At 43.8% G+C, this 20,478-nt stretch carries 15 protein-coding genes; 8 read left to right on the top strand and 7 right to left on the bottom strand.

Going from position 1 to position 20,478, the window contains the following annotated elements:
- Positions 1-13 precede the first annotated feature (13 nt).
- The 5 genes from ACIGBM_RS06315 to ACIGBM_RS06295 all read left to right on the top strand — a co-directional run bounded on the left by ACIGBM_RS06315 (position 14) and on the right by ACIGBM_RS06295 (position 7,565).
- A complete protein-coding gene (locus ACIGBM_RS06315; RefSeq protein WP_397477147.1) occupies positions 14-1,735 on the top strand; it encodes a 5-guanidino-2-oxopentanoate decarboxylase in 1,722 nt (573 codons plus the stop codon).
- Between the two features lie 105 nt (positions 1,736-1,840).
- A complete protein-coding gene (gene dld, locus ACIGBM_RS06310) occupies positions 1,841-3,652 on the top strand; it encodes a D-lactate dehydrogenase (RefSeq protein WP_397477146.1) in 1,812 nt (603 codons plus the stop codon).
- Positions 3,633-5,039, top strand: coding sequence for a YjiH family protein (locus ACIGBM_RS06305; RefSeq protein ID WP_397477145.1), 1,407 nt, complete (start codon positions 3,633-3,635; stop codon positions 5,037-5,039). The genes dld and ACIGBM_RS06305 overlap by 20 nt, the downstream gene beginning before the upstream one ends.
- A 155-nt stretch (positions 5,040-5,194) precedes the next feature.
- Positions 5,195-6,706 (top strand): aldehyde dehydrogenase family protein, encoded by a 1,512-nt coding sequence (locus tag ACIGBM_RS06300; protein ID WP_397477144.1) that lies wholly within the window; start codon positions 5,195-5,197, stop codon positions 6,704-6,706.
- Positions 6,707-6,953: 247 nt separating this feature from the next.
- Positions 6,954-7,565, top strand: coding sequence for a TetR/AcrR family transcriptional regulator (locus tag ACIGBM_RS06295; protein WP_397477143.1), 612 nt, complete (start codon positions 6,954-6,956; stop codon positions 7,563-7,565).
- A 42-nt stretch (positions 7,566-7,607) separates the two neighbouring features.
- Here the strand turns inward: ACIGBM_RS06295 and ACIGBM_RS06290 are convergent, their stop codons facing one another.
- From ACIGBM_RS06290 to ACIGBM_RS06260, 7 genes are all read right to left on the bottom strand, one after another.
- A complete protein-coding gene (locus ACIGBM_RS06290; RefSeq protein WP_379544581.1) occupies positions 7,608-8,234 on the bottom strand; it encodes a CDP-alcohol phosphatidyltransferase family protein in 627 nt (208 codons plus the stop codon).
- 67 nt (positions 8,235-8,301) lie between these two features.
- Positions 8,302-8,934 (bottom strand): ATP-binding cassette domain-containing protein, encoded by a 633-nt coding sequence (locus ACIGBM_RS06285; protein ID WP_397477142.1) that lies wholly within the window; start codon positions 8,932-8,934, stop codon positions 8,302-8,304.
- A 132-nt stretch (positions 8,935-9,066) separates the two neighbouring features.
- Positions 9,067-10,830: an ABC transporter permease gene (locus ACIGBM_RS06280; RefSeq protein ID WP_397477141.1), complete on the bottom strand. Its 1,764-nt coding sequence runs from the start codon at positions 10,828-10,830 to the stop codon at positions 9,067-9,069.
- Positions 10,827-12,125: an ABC transporter substrate-binding protein gene (locus tag ACIGBM_RS06275; RefSeq protein WP_397477140.1), complete on the bottom strand. Its 1,299-nt coding sequence runs from the start codon at positions 12,123-12,125 to the stop codon at positions 10,827-10,829. The genes ACIGBM_RS06280 and ACIGBM_RS06275 overlap by 4 nt, the downstream gene beginning before the upstream one ends.
- 169 nt (positions 12,126-12,294) lie before the next feature.
- Positions 12,295-14,343, bottom strand: coding sequence for an FAD-dependent oxidoreductase (locus ACIGBM_RS06270; protein WP_397477139.1), 2,049 nt, complete (start codon positions 14,341-14,343; stop codon positions 12,295-12,297).
- A gap of 362 nt (positions 14,344-14,705) precedes the next feature.
- A complete protein-coding gene (locus tag ACIGBM_RS06265) occupies positions 14,706-15,110 on the bottom strand; it encodes a hypothetical protein (RefSeq protein WP_102078490.1) in 405 nt (134 codons plus the stop codon).
- Positions 15,111-15,565: 455 nt separating this feature from the next.
- The gene (locus tag ACIGBM_RS06260; protein WP_397477138.1) at positions 15,566-16,099 is read right to left on the bottom strand and encodes a DUF2058 domain-containing protein; all 534 of its coding nucleotides are present in this window, start codon (positions 16,097-16,099) and stop codon (positions 15,566-15,568) included.
- Positions 16,100-16,505: 406 nt separating this feature from the next.
- On the opposite strand from ACIGBM_RS06260, the gene ACIGBM_RS06255 reads away from it, so the two are divergent.
- The 3 genes from ACIGBM_RS06255 to ACIGBM_RS06245 form a co-directional block, all read left to right on the top strand.
- Positions 16,506-17,369, top strand: coding sequence for a universal stress protein (locus ACIGBM_RS06255; protein ID WP_397477137.1), 864 nt, complete (start codon positions 16,506-16,508; stop codon positions 17,367-17,369).
- Positions 17,370-17,461: 92 nt separating this feature from the next.
- The gene (locus ACIGBM_RS06250; RefSeq protein ID WP_397477136.1) at positions 17,462-18,145 is read left to right on the top strand and encodes a cupin domain-containing protein; all 684 of its coding nucleotides are present in this window, start codon (positions 17,462-17,464) and stop codon (positions 18,143-18,145) included.
- 924 nt (positions 18,146-19,069) lie between these two features.
- A partial coding sequence (locus ACIGBM_RS06245; RefSeq protein WP_397477135.1) for an Ig-like domain-containing protein occupies positions 19,070-20,478 on the top strand: 1,409 nt, incomplete at its 3' end.

Raw genomic sequence — 20,478 nt, 5'->3', positions numbered from 1 at the left:
GGATGACTGACCCATGACCCAATTGACGCAAACGCCTTCTTCTTTGTCGGACACTTCATCACTGACCTGCGGTGAGCTATTGGTGCAGTGGCTAGAGTATTATGGTGTAGAGACCGTTTTTGGTATCCCTGGTGTACATACGGTAGAGCTGTATCGCGGCCTTCCAAATACCAATATTCGTCATGTAACGCCGCGTCATGAACAAGGCGCTGGGTTTATGGCAGATGGCTACTACCGAGCTTCTGGCAAGATTGGCGTGTGTTTTATTATTACTGGCCCTGGTATGACCAACATTATGACAGCGATGGCGCAGGCACTGGCTGATTCGATACCAATGCTAGTGATTTCTAGCGTCAACAAAGTCAAAGACACAGGTAGTGGCGAAGGGCATTTGCATGAGTTGCATGATCAGCAAGGCATGATTAGTAAAGTAGCATTGACGAGTACAACCATTTGGCAACCTGAATCGCTACCGAAAGTCATTGCAGAAGCTTTTGCCTTATTTAATGGTGCACGTTCTGGGCCAGTACATATTCAGCTGCCTATCGATGTCATCACCGCTGATGCCAGTCATGTTGCTAAACCGCCTAGTTTAAATGCTGTAGCAAATAGCGAAGCTAGTACAAATAATTTGAGCCTACCGCAGGTCACAAGACCATTGCCGAATCCTACGCAATTAGACCTAATCGTGCAGTCATTAAAAACCGCGAAAAACCCTGTAATACTTTATGGAGGCGGCTGTGTCGATGTCGATCAAGATGCACAGCGATTGGCAGAGCTGATAGATGCACCAACGTTTTTGACCATTAATGCCAAAGGCTTGCTGCCACCTGGTCATCCATTAAGTTTGGGTAGCAACCAGTCGTTAGACGCAGGCCGCGCCGTGATTACCGAGGCGGATTGGGTGTTAGCGATTGGTACTGAGCTTGGTGAGACTGACTATGATGTGTTCTTTAATGGTGGGTTCAAAATCAACGGCACGCTGGTACGTATCGACTGTGATGCCCAGCAATTGCAGCGTCCATTTAGAGCCGATATCGCGGTATTATCCGACGCACAGATGGCGATTAGTGGTTTATGCAGCAGCTTAGAAGGCCAAACATTCGATCATCATGCACTATCACGTGTCAATGAGGCAAAGCAGGCCATCTTGAAGGACGTAACGACAGACTTTGCGGGTCAAAATGCATTACTGAAGCTGATTAGAGATGAGGTAGAAGACGTCATTTTCGTTGGTGATTCAACGCAGCCTGTCTATAGCGGTAACCTTGGTCTTGAAGCCTTGGCGACGCGTAAATGGTTTAACTCATCGACAGGTTTTGGCACATTAGGTTATGGGTTGCCTGCTGCTATTGGGGCCATGGTTGGCTCAAATCTACCTGTCGTCAGTCTAATGGGTGACGGCGGTATTCAATTTACGATTGCCGAGCTCATCTGCGCCGCTGAGCTTGAGCTACCATTGATTGTTTTGCTATGGAACAACCAAGGTTACGGTGAGATTCGTCGTTACATGGAAGAGGGCGGTTTACCACTAATTGGCGTCAATATCAAAACGCCAAACTTTGAGCCACTAGCAGCAGGGTTTGGCGCTGGCTATCGTAGAATCACCGATAAGCAGCAATTGCTAGACGCATTAAAGACAGACACGAAGGGTAAACAGCCAATCATTTATGAGATTGATGAAGCAGATGACTTTCTAAAAGAAATGGCTAAGACAGTGACTTATTTTAATTAACAGTAATACTGGCGCTAATGCCACGGATAATAACGAGACTGATAGTCACAGGTCTAAAAAACGACAAAAAAATGACAAACTCTGGTTACGCAAGGAAGGACGTTCATGACGCCCAATGCTAGAGAAATGTCAGAAAGTAGACATGAGCAAATACCGCGTTTGTTGACGGAGCTTGCTGCTGTCGTTGGTACGACCAATGTATTGACAAAACCTAGCCAACAGCAGTCTTATGTGCAAGGTGCGATTGAGGCTGTCACGGACGCGACCGTAGCAGTTGTGATACCGCACTCTCTTGTGGCACTATGGCGCGTCATTAATATCTGTGCTGCGGCCGATGTGATTATCATTGCTCAAGCGGCCAATACAGGTCTGACGGGTGGTTCAACGCCGAATGGAGATTATGATCGATCACTAATCGTAATCTCTATGCAGTTATTGGGCGGCGTGCATTTACTCAACGATGCAGCAGAACTGGTTGCTTTGCCAGCCGCTACTTTGCAGCAATTAGAGTCTATCCTTGCTCCATTAGGGCGTGAGCCGCATTCAGTACTGGGCTCTAGTTGTGTGGGCGCATCGGTGATAGGCGGCATCTGCAATAGCTCGGGCGGGATGTTGGTGCAGCGTGGACCTGCTTATACTGAGATGGCGTTATTTGCCAAACGTAATACCTCAGGGCAGTTTGAGTTAATCAATCACTTAGGAGTTGATTTAGGTACACGCTCAGAGGAAATGCTTGAAACTCTACAGGCTGGTACATTCAATGAAAATCTGAATAGTACGAACAGTAAAGCATGTACCAACTACCATTATCAACACGAAGTCCGTGATTGTGAGGCAGGGACACCTGCTCGATTTAACAATGATCCCAACGGTCTGTATGAAGCATCTGGTTCAGCTGGCAAGGTCATTGTATTTGCGGTGAGGGTAGCGACCTTTGCCAAGCCTAAAAACGAGCAAACGTTTTATATCTCGACCAACGACGCTGATACCTTGACCACACTCAGAAAACAATGGTTAAAAAGCGAGTTGAAATTGCCTGTGTTGGCAGAGTATATGCATAAAGACTATAACGACATTACCATGCACTATGGCCGAGACACTTGCTTGAGTATGCGTAAGCTCCCTGCCAGCAAGATAGGGTCGCTATATCGACTGCAAGCAAAGATTGGCTACTATCTGGATAAGTGGCATCTCCCAAAGACGCTGCCAGATTGGATACTGCAACTAACATCTAAGTTTATGCCGCTGTCATTACCAGCCATTTTGACCACGCAGGCATGCTCATATAAATACCATTTGATTATAAAAGTCGCAGATGGTTTTGATAATGGCATTAATAAAAATTCTGATAAAAATGATGGCAACAATATCGCCGCTGCGCAGAATTTTTTGCAAAACCATCTACAGCAGTATCAAGGTGCGCTGCATATATGTACAGAGCTTGAATCACAATCGTTATTGGTATTTCGCAGTGCCGCCACCGCTGCCATGTTTCGTTATCATAATTTAAATCAAGATAAATTTGGCGAGCTGCTATCGACCGATATTGCCTTACCTAGAAATGCCGTAGATTGGGATGAGACTCTACCTGAACACTTGCAAGAACAAGTCAGCAAAACTTTTTATTTGGGGCATTTTTTCTGTTATGTCATGCACCAAGACTATTTATTGAAACCTAAGACCAATGCCAAGCAATTCAAGGATGAGCTGCTGGTATTTTATGACCAACGTCATATTGAGTATCCTGCTGAGCACAATGTGGGGCATGTGTATCCTGCTAAAACTGAGCTACATTATTTTTATAAAAAACTGGATCCAACCAATTCGCTTAACCCAGGTATTGGTCAGACAGAGAAATGGAAAAACTGGCAATCATCGCCCATCAAGGAGAAATTAAATGACGAGTTATATGGATAAGTCGCAGCAGCCGATTTTAGGGAATAATACGGTCGATCCAGAAACGCCAAAAGCAGGACAGTGGCGTGCAGCAATGTGGAAGTTTTTGTTGTTTTCAGCATTGGGTATTGCGTTATTTATCATACCGTTTGAGTGGGATGGTAAAGTCACGATTTTATTGGGTGTATTGACCGATACGCTACAATCCGCATTAGGTGGTTTGGTGACCTATATCACGATGGCGCTCGTGACGATATCTTTTTTTGGTGCGCTGGCTGTCAAAGCGTTAAAGCCAAATCTGAATGAAGGTTCGCTTGCTAAAAAACTCTTTGATGTTGAGTGGTTTTGGCTTGCTATCCGGTTTTTAGGAATGGCATTTGTTTGGATGATTTTTCTACAAGTTGGCCCTGAGTTTATTATCAATCGGAATACGGGCGGCGTCATTTTCGAAGATTTGATTCCTGTTTTGATTCCGTTGTTCTTCTTTGCCATTTTATCGCTGCCATTTTTGACTGATTTCGGCTTGATGGAGTTTTTGGGTACTTTAGCCAGTAAAGTATTTATCAAGCTTTTCAAACTACCAGGCCGTTCTGCTGTCGATGCAATGTCTTCTTGGTTTGGTGCAGCGTCTATCGGCCTGCTAGTGACTATGCAAGAGTATGACAAAAGCTTCTACAGCCAGCGTGAAGCTGCCATTATCGCGACCACATTTTCAGTCACTTCTATCGCCTTTACCTATGTGGTTGCCAAAACCATCGGCGTAGACAATAACTTCGTCTTCTTTTATCTGACTATTGCGCTAACTGGTTTTATCGCTGCGATTATCATGCCACGTATACCACCATTATCACTCAAGCCTGATACGTATCACTCGGGCAAAAGTATGCTAGATGAAGGCATCCCTGCTGAATATACAACGTACCAGTGGGCGGTCAATCGTGCCGTCACCCGCGCGCATTCTATGCCTAGCTTAGGTAAAGTGTTCAAACGCAGCGTACATAATCTGTTTGATATCTATTTGGGATTGATTCCAGTAACGTTCGCTATCGGTACGATTGGTCTTGGTTTAGCAGAGTACACGCCTGTCTTTAATTGGATTGCGACACCGCTTGTACCAGTACTTGAATGGTTACAGATTCCAGAAGCGGCCAAAGCTGGCCCGGCCATGATTATGGGCTTTGCAGATATGTACTTGCCAGCATTGGTCGGTAAAAGCATTGAAAGTGAGATGACACGATTCATCGTTGGTGCTGCTTCAATTACTCAGATTATCTACATGTCTGAAGTAGGTGCGCTGATTTTGAAGTCAAATATTAAGCTAAATGTATTAGAGCTATTTTTAATCTTTATCCTTCGTACGCTTATCAGCTTGGTAGTAATTACGTCTGTGGCGCATCTACTGTATTAGTGGCGTGTCTAGTATTCACAAGGCATCTAGCCTGACGATAATATACAAATGGTCGGTTTTTCTGTAGTCAGTTAAACCGACCATTTAATCAATGACGTTACGGACGTTACGCACATAAAGACAATTTGATCAAAAATATAAGGCGATTGACCATTATGGAAATGCTGAACTCTACAGATTTAACCAGAGAAACTGCCATACAAACGGCTCAAAATGAAGTTGTATTAAATGCCGCTTATATCAATGGTGATTGGGTTACGATTGAAGTGCTCGCGACCGATTCTAATCATTCAAATAACCATGCGTTGTATGATCCAAATTCAGGCAATGTAATTGCAACGACACGCTTATGCACCAGTGCCCATGTAGAGCAGGCAGTTGCAGCGGCTGATGAAGCCTTTGCTAGCTGGTCACAGACCACGGTAAGCGAGCGTGCCCGCTATCTAAATGCGATTGCGGAGTCTATGGAGCAGCAATTCGATAAGTTGGTTGGACTGTCTGTATTAAACAACGGTAAGCCAATCGAAGAGGCAAAGATAGACGTCGGAGACGCCATTGCTTGCTATCGTTACTATGCCAATCTCATCACAGAGCAGGCAACATGGTCTAAAGTATCAACGCTTGAGTCAGGTATTCGATTGTTAAAGACATACTCGCCAGTAGGTATTTGTGCGCTGATTACCCCTTGGAATTTCCCAATGGTGACGACTTCTTGGAAGCTGGCGCCTGCGCTAGCGGCAGGCTGTACCGTGCTATTGAAACCGTCTGAAGTGACATTATTACCAGAGCTTATGCTAGGTAATATCTTATCGGAAATTGACTTGCCAAAAGGGGTGGTTAATATTTTACCGGGTGCTGCTGAAGTGGGCACTGCTATGACCAGTCATCCGCTGATTGACAAAGTCTCTTTTACTGGCAGTAATGTCGTCGGTGAAAAGGTCATGATCCAAGCAGCAAAAGGTATCAAAGACATTAGCCTAGAGCTGGGTGGCAAGTCTGCTATTGTGGTATGCGCCGATGCTGATATTGATTATGCTTGTGATTTAATCATTGGCGGCATATTTACCAATGCAGGTCAGATATGCTCGGCCACGTCGCGATTGGTTGTCCATAAAGACATCGCTGAACAGCTTTTTGAGACGTTAAAAGTAAAAACGGAAAGTTTGCAAATGGGTGATGGTTTCGCGACAGAGACGCAAATGGGTCCATTGGTTAGCGAGCAACAGTTAAATCAGGTCAAAAAATTCTTTGATATTGCGACAGCTGAAAATCTGGACTGTTTAACCGGCGGTGAGCTATTAGAAGCATCTGGCTATTTTGTAAAGCCAACTGTCTATACGAATGTGCCAACGACCAGTCAGTTATGGATGGAGGAAGTGTTTGGGCCTGTATTAGTCTGTGCAACCTTTACTGACGGCGCAGAGGCTATCCGCCTAGCCAATGATAGCAAATTTGCTCTAGCAGCAACCATCGTTTGCGCTGATGAGACTGCCGCACTTGAGATAGCGCTACAAATCAAAGCCGGGCATATCTGGATTAACGAGCAACAAATCGTATTGCCAGAAGCAGGCTGGGGCGGATTTAAGCAAAGCGGTATCGGCCGTGAGCTGGGCGGCGATGGTTTGTCCGCTTATCAGAAGAGCAAACATGTATTGTTGACCGATTAATTAGATTTCAATTAGATTATCACTAGCCACTGTAGAGACTATTTACTAGCTATCAGCATGACTGTTGAATTATTGTAGAGTGATTGTTGATAGCTAAGTCACGCTCTAGCATTACGTTTGTTTACCAGACCGTTTCTTATATTAACTTTACTGTCGCACCCATTCAGGATAAAATTGAGCAATCATTCAAGTTTTATAGCCGTGCCCATTTTTATATGAGGTCACGGCTTTTTAAATGGGGCACATTATGTCACGCACCGCACTTTACAACCGTCATGACGCCTTGGAGCGTGCGCTACAGCTTTTTTGGCAAAAGGGCTTTCATGCTACTTCTCTAAAAGACATCGAGCAAGCGCTCGATATGCGACCAGGCAGTATCTATGCCGCTTTTGGTAATAAAGAAGGCCTGTTTCAAGAAGCGCTAGAATACTATGCGCGTCTAGGATTGACTGAGCTTGAGCGAGTGTTGAGCCATCATGAAACGCCTTTATTGGGACTAGCCGCTTATATACGTCAGCTTGGCGGGATTCGTGACAAAGCATTACCGAGCCGAGCCTGTATGTTGGTCAAAAGCTTACTAGAGCTGGGTGCGCGTGAGCAGACAGCGTTAACCAAGGTGGAAATGCTGTTGGCAGGTATGGAGACGCGATTTATAGAATGCTTTAGAGAAGCGCAGAATGTTGGTGAGATGGATAGTGAGTTTGATCCGGTTAGGCTTGGACGCCGTCTACAAGCAGAAGTTATGGGGCTACGTGCCTTTGCCCAGCGTGACATAGAGAGCTCGACGGTACACGCCCTTGCTGAAGATATGGCCTTATCTATAGAAGCACTGCGACTAGATGATTCAGTAAATGCTTAGAGGTTCATTGCTAGGTTTCAATATGACGTATATCTCAGGCGCTTACTTGGTAGATTCGAGCTGCTTGAGGGTATGATACCCACCATGTATACGAGTGAAAATAGTAACAGCGCAGGCGGTAGCAAAGATACCAGCAAGTAGCACAAAATGCTGCGGCCAAATACAGAGAGCGATAAAAAGAGCAATGGTCTCGGTGCCTTCTGTAAGACCGTTGAGGTAATAAAAGCTCTTATATTTAAACTGCGGCTTGTCTAATTGAAATTTTTCTGCAGAAATCGCAAAGGCTAAAAAGCTCGAACCTGTCCCAATAAATGCCGCTAACAACAAGGCACCTGCTATAGCGTTTTGTGCAGGATTGGCCAAGATAAACCCAAGCGGTACGGCTGCATAAAACAAGAAGTCGAGCGTGATATCTAAGTAACCCCCAGCGCTTGAGCTTTGCTGTGCGTAGCGTGCCATTGCGCCATCCAGCCCATCAAAGATACGATTCAATATAATCGCTGCTAGCGCGCCATACCATAGCTCAAACGCGAGTAGTGGTAATGCCAACATACCGACCAAGAACCCAGCTACTGTAAGCTGATCAGCCGTGATGCCGAGCTTATGCAATGTCGCTACTATCGGGGTCAGCAGCGGCTTGATAACGGGCGTAATGAACTTGTCTAACATGCGAGCTGCCTTTTATATTTTGCTTTCTTTGTCATTTTGGCTGAGTGTTTGACTCTGATGTCCAAAATTATCGTCCTACATAAATCACTTTACCATTGGCTGCTTCAGCGTCGCTTTGGTCGTGAGTGACCATAATAGCAGGCAGCTTATGAGTACGAATCTGATCGAATACCAATTGCCGTGTATCCATTCTCAATTGTGTATCAAGTTTGCTAAACGGCTCATCAAGTAGTATCGCTTTGGGCTCACTCAGTAGCGTGCGTAGTAGGGCAACACGTGCTTGTTGACCACCTGATAAGTTATCAGGATGACGATCTCCCATCCCTTCTAAGCCCACTTGCGCTAAAGACTGCGCTATTTTTTCAACTCGCTGTTTTTTATTTTCTTTTGGCATGGCAAAAGCAATGTTGCCCGCGACTGATAGGTGTGAAAACAGCAGTGCGTCTTGATACAGAACACCAATACGGCGCAGATGCGCAGGCAGGTGAGTCACGTTCTCATCGTTTAACCAGACAGTACCCGTCGCGGTAAAATCGCTCGCCAAAGTGCCTGTTAGCCAGTTCAGTAAGCTGGATTTGCCACTACCAGAAGGGCCCATCACGGTTAGGATGTCGCCACCAGCAATGTGCTCATTGATACTCAATAGCTGCTCGTTTTGACGAAACAGCTGTAAGTCTTTTATCTGTAGAGATGATGGCATCAGGAACCCTTTATTTGCGTTTTCTATGACTAATTATTTTAGTATTTAGTATTTTTAGCAGCTAGTTTTTTCATAACGGCCGTTTTCGATAGCTGATACTTTTCACAACTGTTCTTATTCATGAGCAGCTTGCTACCGCGCGCCACTTCTAAAGAAGTATTTGGGTAGCACCCAAGCCAATATAAAACCGATGAGCGGTAGCGCCATTTGCATAATGGCATAGACAGCACTGGTACGCCTACTGGCACCATTCGCCAGTGTCACCGCTTCTGTCGTGATAGTGGCAATACGTCCGCCACCCGCCAATAGAGTTGGTAAATACTGACCAAAGCTGATTGCTAAACCGAGTGCTATAGCAATCAAAATAGGGGCAAATAGCTGCGGCAGTTTTATCTGAAAGAACACTTTAATTGGTGCAGCACCGAGGCTGGCGGCCACATGAGCGAAACGTGAGTCTAAGCGTCGATAGCTACTGGCCAATGATAAAAACACGTACGGTAGCACGAATAAAAGGTGGGCAAATGCCACATTAAAAAATTCTGATTGATAATTGGCCAACTGCTGTAACCATACTAAGCCGAATAGAAACGCAATACTTGGCACCAAGAGCGGTAAGTAAATAATAAAACTGGTGAAGTGTGACAGTGGTTTAGCACTCAATTGCTCAGCTTCCAAGCATAGCAAAGTCAGAAAAACAGCAAAGGCAGTACTGACGGCCCCAATGCTAAGCGTATTGACCAATGGTGTGCTCATTTGGGTAAAGGCACTTTGAAAGTGTAATAGTACGAATTGCTCTGGTAGCATCGCCGGAAACCGCCAAAATCCTGCAAATGCCCATAAAACAAGGCCGGCGAGTGACAGTAGCATAAAGCCAATCACGCCTACGGTAAGAGTGGCGGTGACTTTTTGCCAGATAGTATCTGCATAATGACGTTTGCCATTAACTGATGAAACATTAAATATTGTTTTGATAATTTTTTCGCCGCCCAGCCAAAAGGCGACTAAACCTGCTGTCAATACGAGTTGTAATAATGCGCCTGCTGATGCTTTGATACGCAATGTCAGGTCAACATCGTTGAACCATTGTATTATAGAGACAGCAAGCGTTGGCGGTGTGTTAGGGCCCAATATCAATGGCATCTCGACACTCGCACTGGCATAGGCCAACACGGCCAAAATCGGTAAACGTAGAAAAGGATATAACAGGGGCAAGACCGCCTTAAAAAAAGCAGTAATTGGGTAATAACCTAAATTGAGCGCAACGGTATATTGTTGACGCAGTTTTTTGCCAAGTTCAGGCTGAGCAAGCGCGCCCAGTGCCATTAATAATAAAAACGGCAGCTCCTTTAAGGTTAAACCCAAGATGATGCTGATACCGTATGGATCATGCGGAAACATACCGTCGGGTGCCATCTCCCAACCAGTTAGCCAAGGAGAGATGAGCCGTGCAAACATACCTGACGGCGCAATCAAAAACCCAACGGCAATAGCTGCAGCTGCATGAGGAATGACCAAGATAGGGCTTAATAAATGCTCAACACGCTGCAACCAAACACTGTTAAAAAACGCGGCCAATATCATCAGGGCAATAACAAAAGCAAGTAGGGTGCTGATAAGTCCCGTAGCAAGACTTAACGCAGCCATCTGCGTGATGCCAGGCGTTTGCCACAGGTCTATAAATCCTTGCAGATTCAGAGTCGTTTTCTCAAGGGCAGGAAGCCAGCTCAGAGCAGGCAACAGAACACAGATGAGGCCACAGAGTACGGGTAATATTAATATGAGAATTAAGAGTTTGGGACTAAAAGACACGATACGCGTAAACAGATCTTTTTTCTCAAGCGTGATAGGCTTAGGTTTATCACCTTTTTTCGTCATTTTATCAAAACCTTGGCTCATGGACTCACCCCATAACGTGCTTGCCAGCCTTGCTGGATGGCCTCTACCCAACTTGGATGCGGCTCGCTTACCGTGCGTTTGACACTGTCAAAGGGCAGGGCGCTTGGATGGGGCTGCTTGGTTTCGAATAATGCTTGTTGTGCAGGGCTAAGTGTAGATTGAACCAGTACGCTTTTGTCACCCCATACCGAAGGGGTTTGTTTTTTTGCTTGGGCTTCTGGACTCATCAAAAAGTTGGCTACTAATTGCGCCGCTTGAGGATGACTAGCGTTATAAGGAATAGAAATAAAATGAGTATTGCTTAAGCTGCCGTCACTCATCGCATAGCTGCGAATACTTTCGGGTAAGTCATAACGCTGCACGGCCGCAGGAACCTCTGGTGCCGAAAAGGTAAAGGCGAGACTCAGCTCCGTATCATCGACCAAGCGCCGCATCTGCGCACCTGTCTGCACGAACTGCTCGCCATTACGCCATAAGGTTGGATGAAAGTCATCCAAAAACGCCCATAGCGGGTCTAATACGAGCGCGGTGTTTTCTTCAGTGGCAGGCAAGTTGAGCTGTGCGCTAGTGTTTTTACCCGTTTGAGCGTCTTGTTGTTCATGCAGCATAACTAAGACGTATTTTAAGAAACTCATACCCAAAAAATCAGGTGGCTTTGGGTAGCTAAAACGGCCAGGGTTTTGTGCTGTCCAAGTAGTCAGTTCAGTTAGCGTTGTTGGCGGCTTACTGGTGGATAAGCTGTCGTAATAAAACGTTAGAGAGGCTTGTCCCCAAGGTGCTTCCATACCATCAGTTGGTACACCAAAATCGAAATTTACGGTTGGATTGTTTTCTGGATCAGTCAACGCAAAATTGGGCAGTTTGTTTGCCCATTGCTTAAGTAGCAATGAGTTCTCACTCATGGTGGCAAAGTTAGCACCATTAATCCAGACCAAATCAACACTGCCTTGATCGTCATTATGGGCGGATTTTTCTGCGAGTACCCGACTGACTGCTTCACTGGTGTCGCTCAATTTAACATGAACTAAGTTGATATTATATTTATCATCGACTTGATCGGCGACCCATTGTAGATAGGCGTTAATTTGCGGATCACCGCCCCATGCATAGAAATAAACGTCTTGATTGCTGCCTTGGGCTTCTATCTGCTGCCAAGGTGACAAGTCTTGGTTAATATTGGCAGTAGTTGGCGATGCTGTGCTTGCTGATATACCAATACAAATGCTCATCACCATAGCGTAGGTGCTATATCGCGTAAGACGTTTGAGCATCGGTAAAGTGGTAATAACGCGCATTCAAGTTTCCGTTATGATTTAAATGTTAGTAAAGCTGGTAAAGATTTCATAGTCTGCCATGTCAAACCAAACAGATACTACGAAATCTAAACCAGCTTTGTTCAGCTTTTTTTAGAGCTTTCCTACCAGTTGCATCATTTAACGATGCCTACGAGCAAACTGTCATTAACTAACCGCGACGCCAAGTATGGTATTTCTCTAACCAGCTTAATACGGTCTCAGGCGCATGAGCACGTTTCCACTCACCAGCGGCGTATTTGTTGCCTTCTGCCCAAGTCGGGTAGCTATGAATGGTGCCCAAAATCTTATTGAGACCCAGACCATGTTTCATGGCCAGTACAAACTCAGCGATTAGGTCGCCTGCATGTTCAGACACCACCGTAACGCCCAGTATTTTGTCTTTACCTTTTGGTGTGATGACTTTGATAAAGCCTTTAGCCGCGCTATCTGTAATGGCGCGATCCAGCTCTTCAAACTCAAAACGAGTAATCTCGTAATCGATGCCTTTATCAATGGCCTCTTGCTCGTTGATACCGACACGAGCGACTTCGGGGTCGATAAACGTAACCCAAGGAATGACGCGATAATCTACTTTAAACTTCTTCAGATTGCCAAATAAGCCATTGACTGCAGCGTACCAACCCTGATGGGCAGCGACATGAGTAAACTGGTATGGACCGACAATATCGCCTGCAGCAAAGATATTGGGATATAACGTTTCGAGATATTCGTTGGTCACGATAGTACGATTGGTTTCGATACCTAGCGCCTCTAAACCATAACCTTCAAGACGTGCGCTACGACCAACGGCACAAAGTAGCTCATCATACTCGATATCTATTTCTGTTTCATTGTGTTTGACGATAATGTATTTTTTGCCATCACGCATCTCGCAGCGCATCGCTTGATGCGAGGTCAAAATATTGACACCACTATCAGCAAGCGATTTGTGAGCAAAGGTAGACACTTCAAGGTCTTCTTTACCCATAATGCGATCGCTCATCTCAATTTGCGTCACATTAGAACCCAATCGAGCAAAGCTTTGAGCAAGCTCGCTACCGATTGGACCACCGCCCAGTACTACTAGCTTTTTCGGAGCTTCTTCTAGTTCAGCAAACTTAGTCCATAGCGTGTCGCTGGTTACGTAACCTGTTTCTTCTATACCTGGCAGAGGTGGTACAAATGGGCGAGCGCCAGTGGCGATAACGATAGTACGCGCTGTTAGGGTTTGCATACCGCCGTCATTTAGCTGGATTTCTACTGTCCACGGGTCAATCAATTTGGCATAGCCTTTGACCACATCGACGCCCAGATTGGTATAACGTTCAACGCTGTCGTGCGGTGCAATATCAGCCACTACTTGCTGTACGCGTGCCATCACTTTTTTGAACGAAAACTGCGGTACAGTGTTCTCTAGACCGTAGTTTTCACCATGGCGAATTTGATCAGCGATTTTTGCGCTCTTAATGATGGCCTTACTAGGTACACAGCCATAATTGAGACAATCACCGCCCATTTCACCTGCTTCAATCAGTGTGACTTTCGCTTTTACTGCGGCGGCAATGTAGCTTGTGACCAATCCACCAGCGCCTGCGCCAATCACAATCATATTGCGATCGAACTTTTTAGGTTTGGTATGGCCTTTATAAACACGGCGTTTTTTGAACATGTTCAACACTCCTTTTGCTATTAATGGGAAGAAACCTAATAACGCAAACGAGACAATTAAGTTGAAAGATAAAATACCCGATAAGCTGTCTATTTGTGCCAGCTGTGTCCCTGCATTGACGAAGACAAACGTCCCAGCCAGCATGCCGATTTGACTGACCCAGTAGTAAGTCCATGTTTTAATAGACGTTACACCCATCAATAGGTTAATCAAGAAGAATGGAAATATGGGTACCAGACGTAAGGTAAATAAATAAAATCCACCTTCTTTTTCGACGCCTGCATCAATAGCTGCCAACCGCTCAGGAAAGCGCTGTTTGATGGTATCACGCAGTAAATACCGCGATGCCAAGAAGGCAATGGTAGCACCAATACTCGATGCAAATGAGGCAACGAGTAAGCCCTGAACCAAACCAAATAAAGCACCAGCGGCTAGCGTCAGAATCGCAGCGCCTGGTAAGGAGAGGGCAGTGACGACGACATATAGTAAGAAAAACCCACCGATAATCAATAGCGGTGACTGCGCTTTGTATTCATTAAATTGCGCCATCGACCCTTTTAAGCCATCAAGCGTCAATAATTGATTTAGGTCAAAGTAAAAAAAGCTTGCCGCTAATATCAATATTAATAGTATTAAAAATATTCTTTTAATCATGAAAAGTCCGGCCAAATAAGGGAGCGAAGGCTAAAATCGTAGTTATTACTCAAACTGTAGAATGCTCATCATCTGAATAACTAAACTTAAGTAACAATACTTAAGTAACTATAGTTGAGTAACGTGGCGATCAAATCGAATTGTCTGAATCGCCTAACTACGATAAAAAATTTAAGTCGGCAGTCTTAATAGTATATAAATTATGTCTTGTTGTCTGATGTTTATACTACTGTAGCAATAAGCACTGCCGCTGACATTTATACTGGAGACGTATTTTTACCCAATGTTAGGGTGTCATAGTCTCTCATTAAGAACAGCGCCAAACAGGCTGCCAGCATTGGCCATGCAGCAAAGAACAGCAAGTTATCAAAAGGTGTTAGGTAAAGACCAAAAGATGCAAAAGTAGAAGCGGCGTGTAGTAATAAAATGATGCCGTATGTCCACTTTTTGAATAGACCCATGACAAACGAGAAGATAAGAATGATTTGTAAGCTACCAATCAGGTAAACAATAGTGATGCCTAAATTTTCTAAAGCGTAGAATTTAGCAAATACATTGGCGGCATGCTCAGGATTTACGAATTTGTCGAGTGTCCAAAAGAAGAATACGATGAAAACACCAAGGCGAAGAAACAATAGTGAGAGTGGCAAATGTTTTGGCATGAATTATCTCTTTTTGAGAAAAAGTAAAAGTGAATTGGAACAAATTAAGCAAATAAAACGGGCACGATGGCACCGAACTATCAGGTAACAAACATAGGTAAAATATGAACAATGTTGAGTGATTACTCAAAAATAAACAAAGTATTACCACAAAATGTACTAAAAACGCATTGTAGTAGTTATTGAATAACTGTTCAAGTTGATTATATCCATATTCTAGCAATTATAGGGTTGGGTTACTTTCTTTAACCAAACCAGCAATGTTAGGTTAAAGAAGCCCGATTTGTGTACGTTTGATTGAGTCTATCGACACATTTAACGTTTATCTTGCGCTATAAAGATTTGCATAACCCGTATAAACGCAAAAAGCCCTTTATAGAACGTAAATCCTATAAAGGGCTTTTGAGGGGATGCTTATAACACTATAGTAAAGCCAACAGCAGTAAAATAATGCCTTACCACATCAAGTCATCTGGAATCACATAAGCGGCATACGGATCGTCTTCTGCCAATGCTTCTTCAGCAGTGTCGTTGGACACAACCATAAAGCCTTCCATTTTTGAATCGATACGGTCAGCTAATGGGCGAGGCAGTAGCGCGTAGCTTTCTTCCAAGCGTGCGATAACCACGTGACCAGCCACGATTTGATCGTACAGTTTCTGAGTGATAGCGATTTTCTTTACTTTGGATTCATCGACAAACTGATAGCTAACCTCACCTTCTGTCTCAGTAATTTGATGCTGCTTAATCATTTGGACAATATTGGCCTTTAATGCTTTCACTTCCAATATGCGTTGTTTCTCTTGATTAAGCTTTTGATCCTTTTCTAGCTTTTGAGCTTGCGCCTCTGCCAGCGCTTTCTTTGCTTCGACGCTTTCTGAGTCACCAGTACGCTTGGCATGTTGCGTTTGCTTGCTGATCTTCTTGGCCTTTTTGCTATCAACCAAGCCAGCCTTTAATAATTGAGCCTGTAGGGCATTTTTTGCCATAATCCAATCACCTAAATAACGATACCGAAATCATAAATATTAAAAAATACATTGTAGCAAACTTTGCTAGCGCATGTGGTCAGACGATGATAAGACTTTATATATAGCTAGGTATCAGTCTGCGGTGAGCCATGCACGATGCTGTCAGTAACAAATTGCAATTATTGCAAAAGGGTCGCACACATCGCTGGATGAAGCTGTGTAAATTGGTTATTATCAAATGAAGGGGTAAATTTACTTAATAAGATAATTTTTGAAAGGGTAACTATTATAAGGTAAATGAAACATACCTCAGTCAGAATACATAAGCCAAAGAGAATGAATCAGAGTACATAAGCCAAAGAGCATAGCTTGGTCAGAACTAACAAGCTGTATAGGATTAAATAATTAAATTTAAGGACAGATTATGACAACATCACAGCACATTTTGGCCTGTATTGACGGCTCGGCAGTGACTGAATCGGTTTGTGACTATGCAGCTTGGTATGCCAGTAAACTAAACGTACCTGTTGGATTATTGCATGTCAGTGACATACCAGCATCGACCAGACGGGATTTATCAGGTGCTATAGGCATAAATAGCCGCCAGTTTTTATTAGAAGAGTTGTCCCAGTTGGATGAGCAAAGAGCAAAAGTCGTCAACAGCTATAGCAATGCGTTGGTACAAGATGCAAAAAGCCACATTCAAAGCAGTTTCGCTAATGTCAATGTTCGCGTTTATCAACGCCATGGCAAGTTGCTTCCTAGTATTGAGCATTTTAAAGAAGAAAATCGTGCGATTGTTATGGGACGACGCGGAGAGGACCATAAGAATAGTCGGATCAATATTGGTAGTCAGATCGAGACAGTCGCTCGTGGGTCAGATATTCCTATATTGATTTGCTCAGAGAAATTTGAAGAGCCAAGCTCGTATATGATTGCCTTTGATGGTAGCAAAACCTCTATTAAAGCGGCAAGAATGGTGTCAAAGAGTCCACTATTAAAAGGTCTAAAAGGCCATATCGTGATGGTGGGAAATCATAACGACGCTGCTAAGCAAAGTATGAGCGCCGCCGCCGCACAGTTAGAAGATGCTGGGTTTGTTGTTGAAGCACATCATTTATCTGCTTCTGATGCGGTGGACGGATTGTTAAAGTTTCAGGTAGAGAACAATGTCGACATTATGGTCGTAGGTGCGTACGGACATTCGAAATGGCAGCAACTGTTTCTCGGTAGTACAACGACAGAAATTATCGCTAGCACGTTATCGCCGGTCATTCTAGTGCGGTAATAACGTCATATATTTGTGTTTATCGTCTAGGGCGTGTCCTCAGTTTCATATTGTGGGTACGCCCTAATCATTTAATACCTTTGGAATACTTTATGCTAATTAATGCAGATTTTTCACAACGTGCTTCACTGACTCCTGAAGCACATCAATGGATTAAGTCACCACAAAATGGTGTAGAGCGTGTGATGCTTGATCGTGTAGGCGCGGAGAAGGCTCGCGCTACCAGTCTTGTGCGTTACGCGCCAAACTCTTACTTTCCACATCATCTGCATCCAGGCGGCGAAGAGATTTTGGTATTATCAGGCACTTTTTCTGCAGATGACACTCATTATCCAGCAGGTTGGTATCTACGTAACCCACCGACTTCAGGTCATCGGCCTTATAGTGATGAAGGTGCTGTTATTTTCGTCAAGTTACGGCAAATGTCGTCTGACGAAACGCAGCACGTGGCGATCGACACTTATAATAATGATAACTGGCAGCAACAAGGTAACCGTACTGTCTGCCCGCTTTTTTTTGATGGGGTAGAGCGCGTTAGTCTACAGCGTATCGATGCAGGCGAGTTGCTATTCACTGAGACAGTCCATGGCGGTGCAGAAATATTAGTCGTAGCAGGTGAGCTAATAGAGGGTAAGCAGGTATATCAGCAGGATAGTTGGATACGCCTACCGATAGATGCAAATGTACAAATAAAGGCAGGGGTGGAGGGTGCAACCATATACTTAAAAACTGGCCATCTTGACCATGTCATTGGTTTAGATATTGAAGAAACTTAAATAGCACTTATTAATTGTATAGACAAAATATAAAAATAATTTGGTACTTCTAATTCTTAATTATGACGTACCAAATTATCACTTCATAAAATTAATATATTATAAGCAATACTCACTTTTGTGTGAGCTTCATCAAAAAAGATACCAAGTATCATCTTTTCCTATCTGTCTTCGAAAAATTCTAACCTTCCAAATAGTTTCTTCTAGAAAATTAGCCTAAGTAATTAAATAGAGTGCTTTTAAATAGCGCTTTTGGCTAATCTTGTTTTTTTACCATCAGAAATTCTATTTATTTCTACAATAAATGAGAATGAGTATTATTTATATTTTTACTATCTATTTGTTAAAGAATCTTAGTTTGTAAAAAATATTCATTGTAGTTCTATTCTCTTATCAAACCTACTTGTTATCTATAAGGTTAACTACTGAAACGTATTTATACAGGTTAATCTAAAGATAATATACCTTTTAAAATCAGATTATATTCGAGAAATAGAATATTGTTTACAAATAAGCAAACAAACTCTGTTGACCTATAAACCTAGCGTATTATTATGAAAGTAACAGCATAAAATATATCCGTAGCTTGCTATGAAACGTATACAAGTATTTTTTAACGAAAAGTGAATATTTACAAAGTCTAATAATAAGTAACAAAAGTTCTCTAAACTATTTGTGAATTAGATTTTTGTTGATAGAATGCATCATTATGTGAGGTTGTTATTTCTTATACATTGATATTAAGGTTTAACTAATATTTTATTTAAATATGTGTTTTATTAAATATATTGATATTTTAGAGCGACTTTTTATACGAATGATACTGTAGTTTTTTTAATAAAAGATTATGTAAACAATACTAATAAACGAAAACATTATTCTAGATTGATATGTATTTAGAATTAATTAATCAAGGATGATCCTATGAGCACTATCACAGTTAAAGTAAATGATAAAATTCAAACAATTACTGAGCACAAAGTATTTACACAGAGTAACCAACCCACAGTCATTCAAGCTATCGACAAAACAAACTATGAGTTTTTTGATGAAACAGCAGGCCGCGCGCCAAAAAGTATCGCTACTAAAAGAGTAGACAAAGATCTTCATGTTTCATTTGAAGGAGAAAGCGTAAATCCTGATCTAATTATTAAAGAATTTTACGATACTATTGACAGTGCAATTGTAGGTATTGCTGAAGACGGCAGTTATCACTATTATTCGACTGAAACAGGTCAAATTGTAGATTATGCAAATGAGTTACAAGGAAGTGATGTTCAGGATCAATTAGTTAGCGAGAACGTACAAACGAATACTTGGTGGCAAAGTTTCACAAATAGTGAAGAAAACAATCTTGCACCATGGTTATTGGGTCTAGCAGGACTAGGTTTAGCATCCGCTGCTTTTTCTAGCAGTGGCGATGATAGTGATGCAGACGCTGATGCTGATGCTGACGCCGATGCCGATGCCGATGCCGATGCCGATGCTGATGCCGATGCTGATGCTGATGCTGATGCCGATGCTGATGCTGATGCTGATGCTGATGCTGACGCCGATGCTGATGCTGATGCCGATGCCGATGCCGATGCCGATGCCGATGCCGATGCCGATGCTGATGCTGATGCTGATGCTGATGCTGATGCTGATGCTGATGCCGATGCCGATGCCGATGCTGATGCTGATGCTGATGCCGATGCTGACGCTGATGCTGACGCCGATGCTGATGCTGATGCTGATGCCGATGCTGATGCTGATGCCGATGCTGATGCTGATGCCGATGCTGATGCCGATGCTGATGCTGATGCCGATGCCGATGCCGATGCCGATGCCGATGCCGATGCTGATGCCGATGCTGATGCCGATGCTGATGCCGATGCCGATGCCGATGCTGACGCCGATGCTGACGCCGATGCTGATGCCGATGCTGATGCCGATGCTGATGCCGATGCTGATGCCGATGCCGATGCCGATGCCGATGCCGATGCTGATACCACGGCACCAACTGCGCCAGTGATTGACAGCTTTGATGGCACCACCGTGGTAGGAACCGCAGAAGCGGGCAGTACCGTGACCATTCTCGATGCCAATGATCAACCGATTGGCACGGCCACCGCCGATGGTGCGGGCGACTATCGCGTGACCCTAGATACGCCACTGGCCAACGGAGAAGCCATCACCGCCACGGCCACGGATGCAGCGACCAACGTCTCATTAGAGTCGGCACCAGCGCTTGCGCCTGATACCACGGCACCAACTGCGCCAGTGATTGACAGCTTTGATGGCACCACCGTGGTAGGAACCGCAGAAGCGGGCAGTACCGTGACCATTCTCGA

This window comes from Psychrobacter sp. NPDC077938, assembly GCF_044542635.1.
In the GTDB taxonomy this organism is placed as follows: Bacteria; Pseudomonadota; Gammaproteobacteria; order Pseudomonadales; family Moraxellaceae; genus Psychrobacter.
This window is presented reverse-complemented; position numbering and strand designations above follow the sequence as displayed.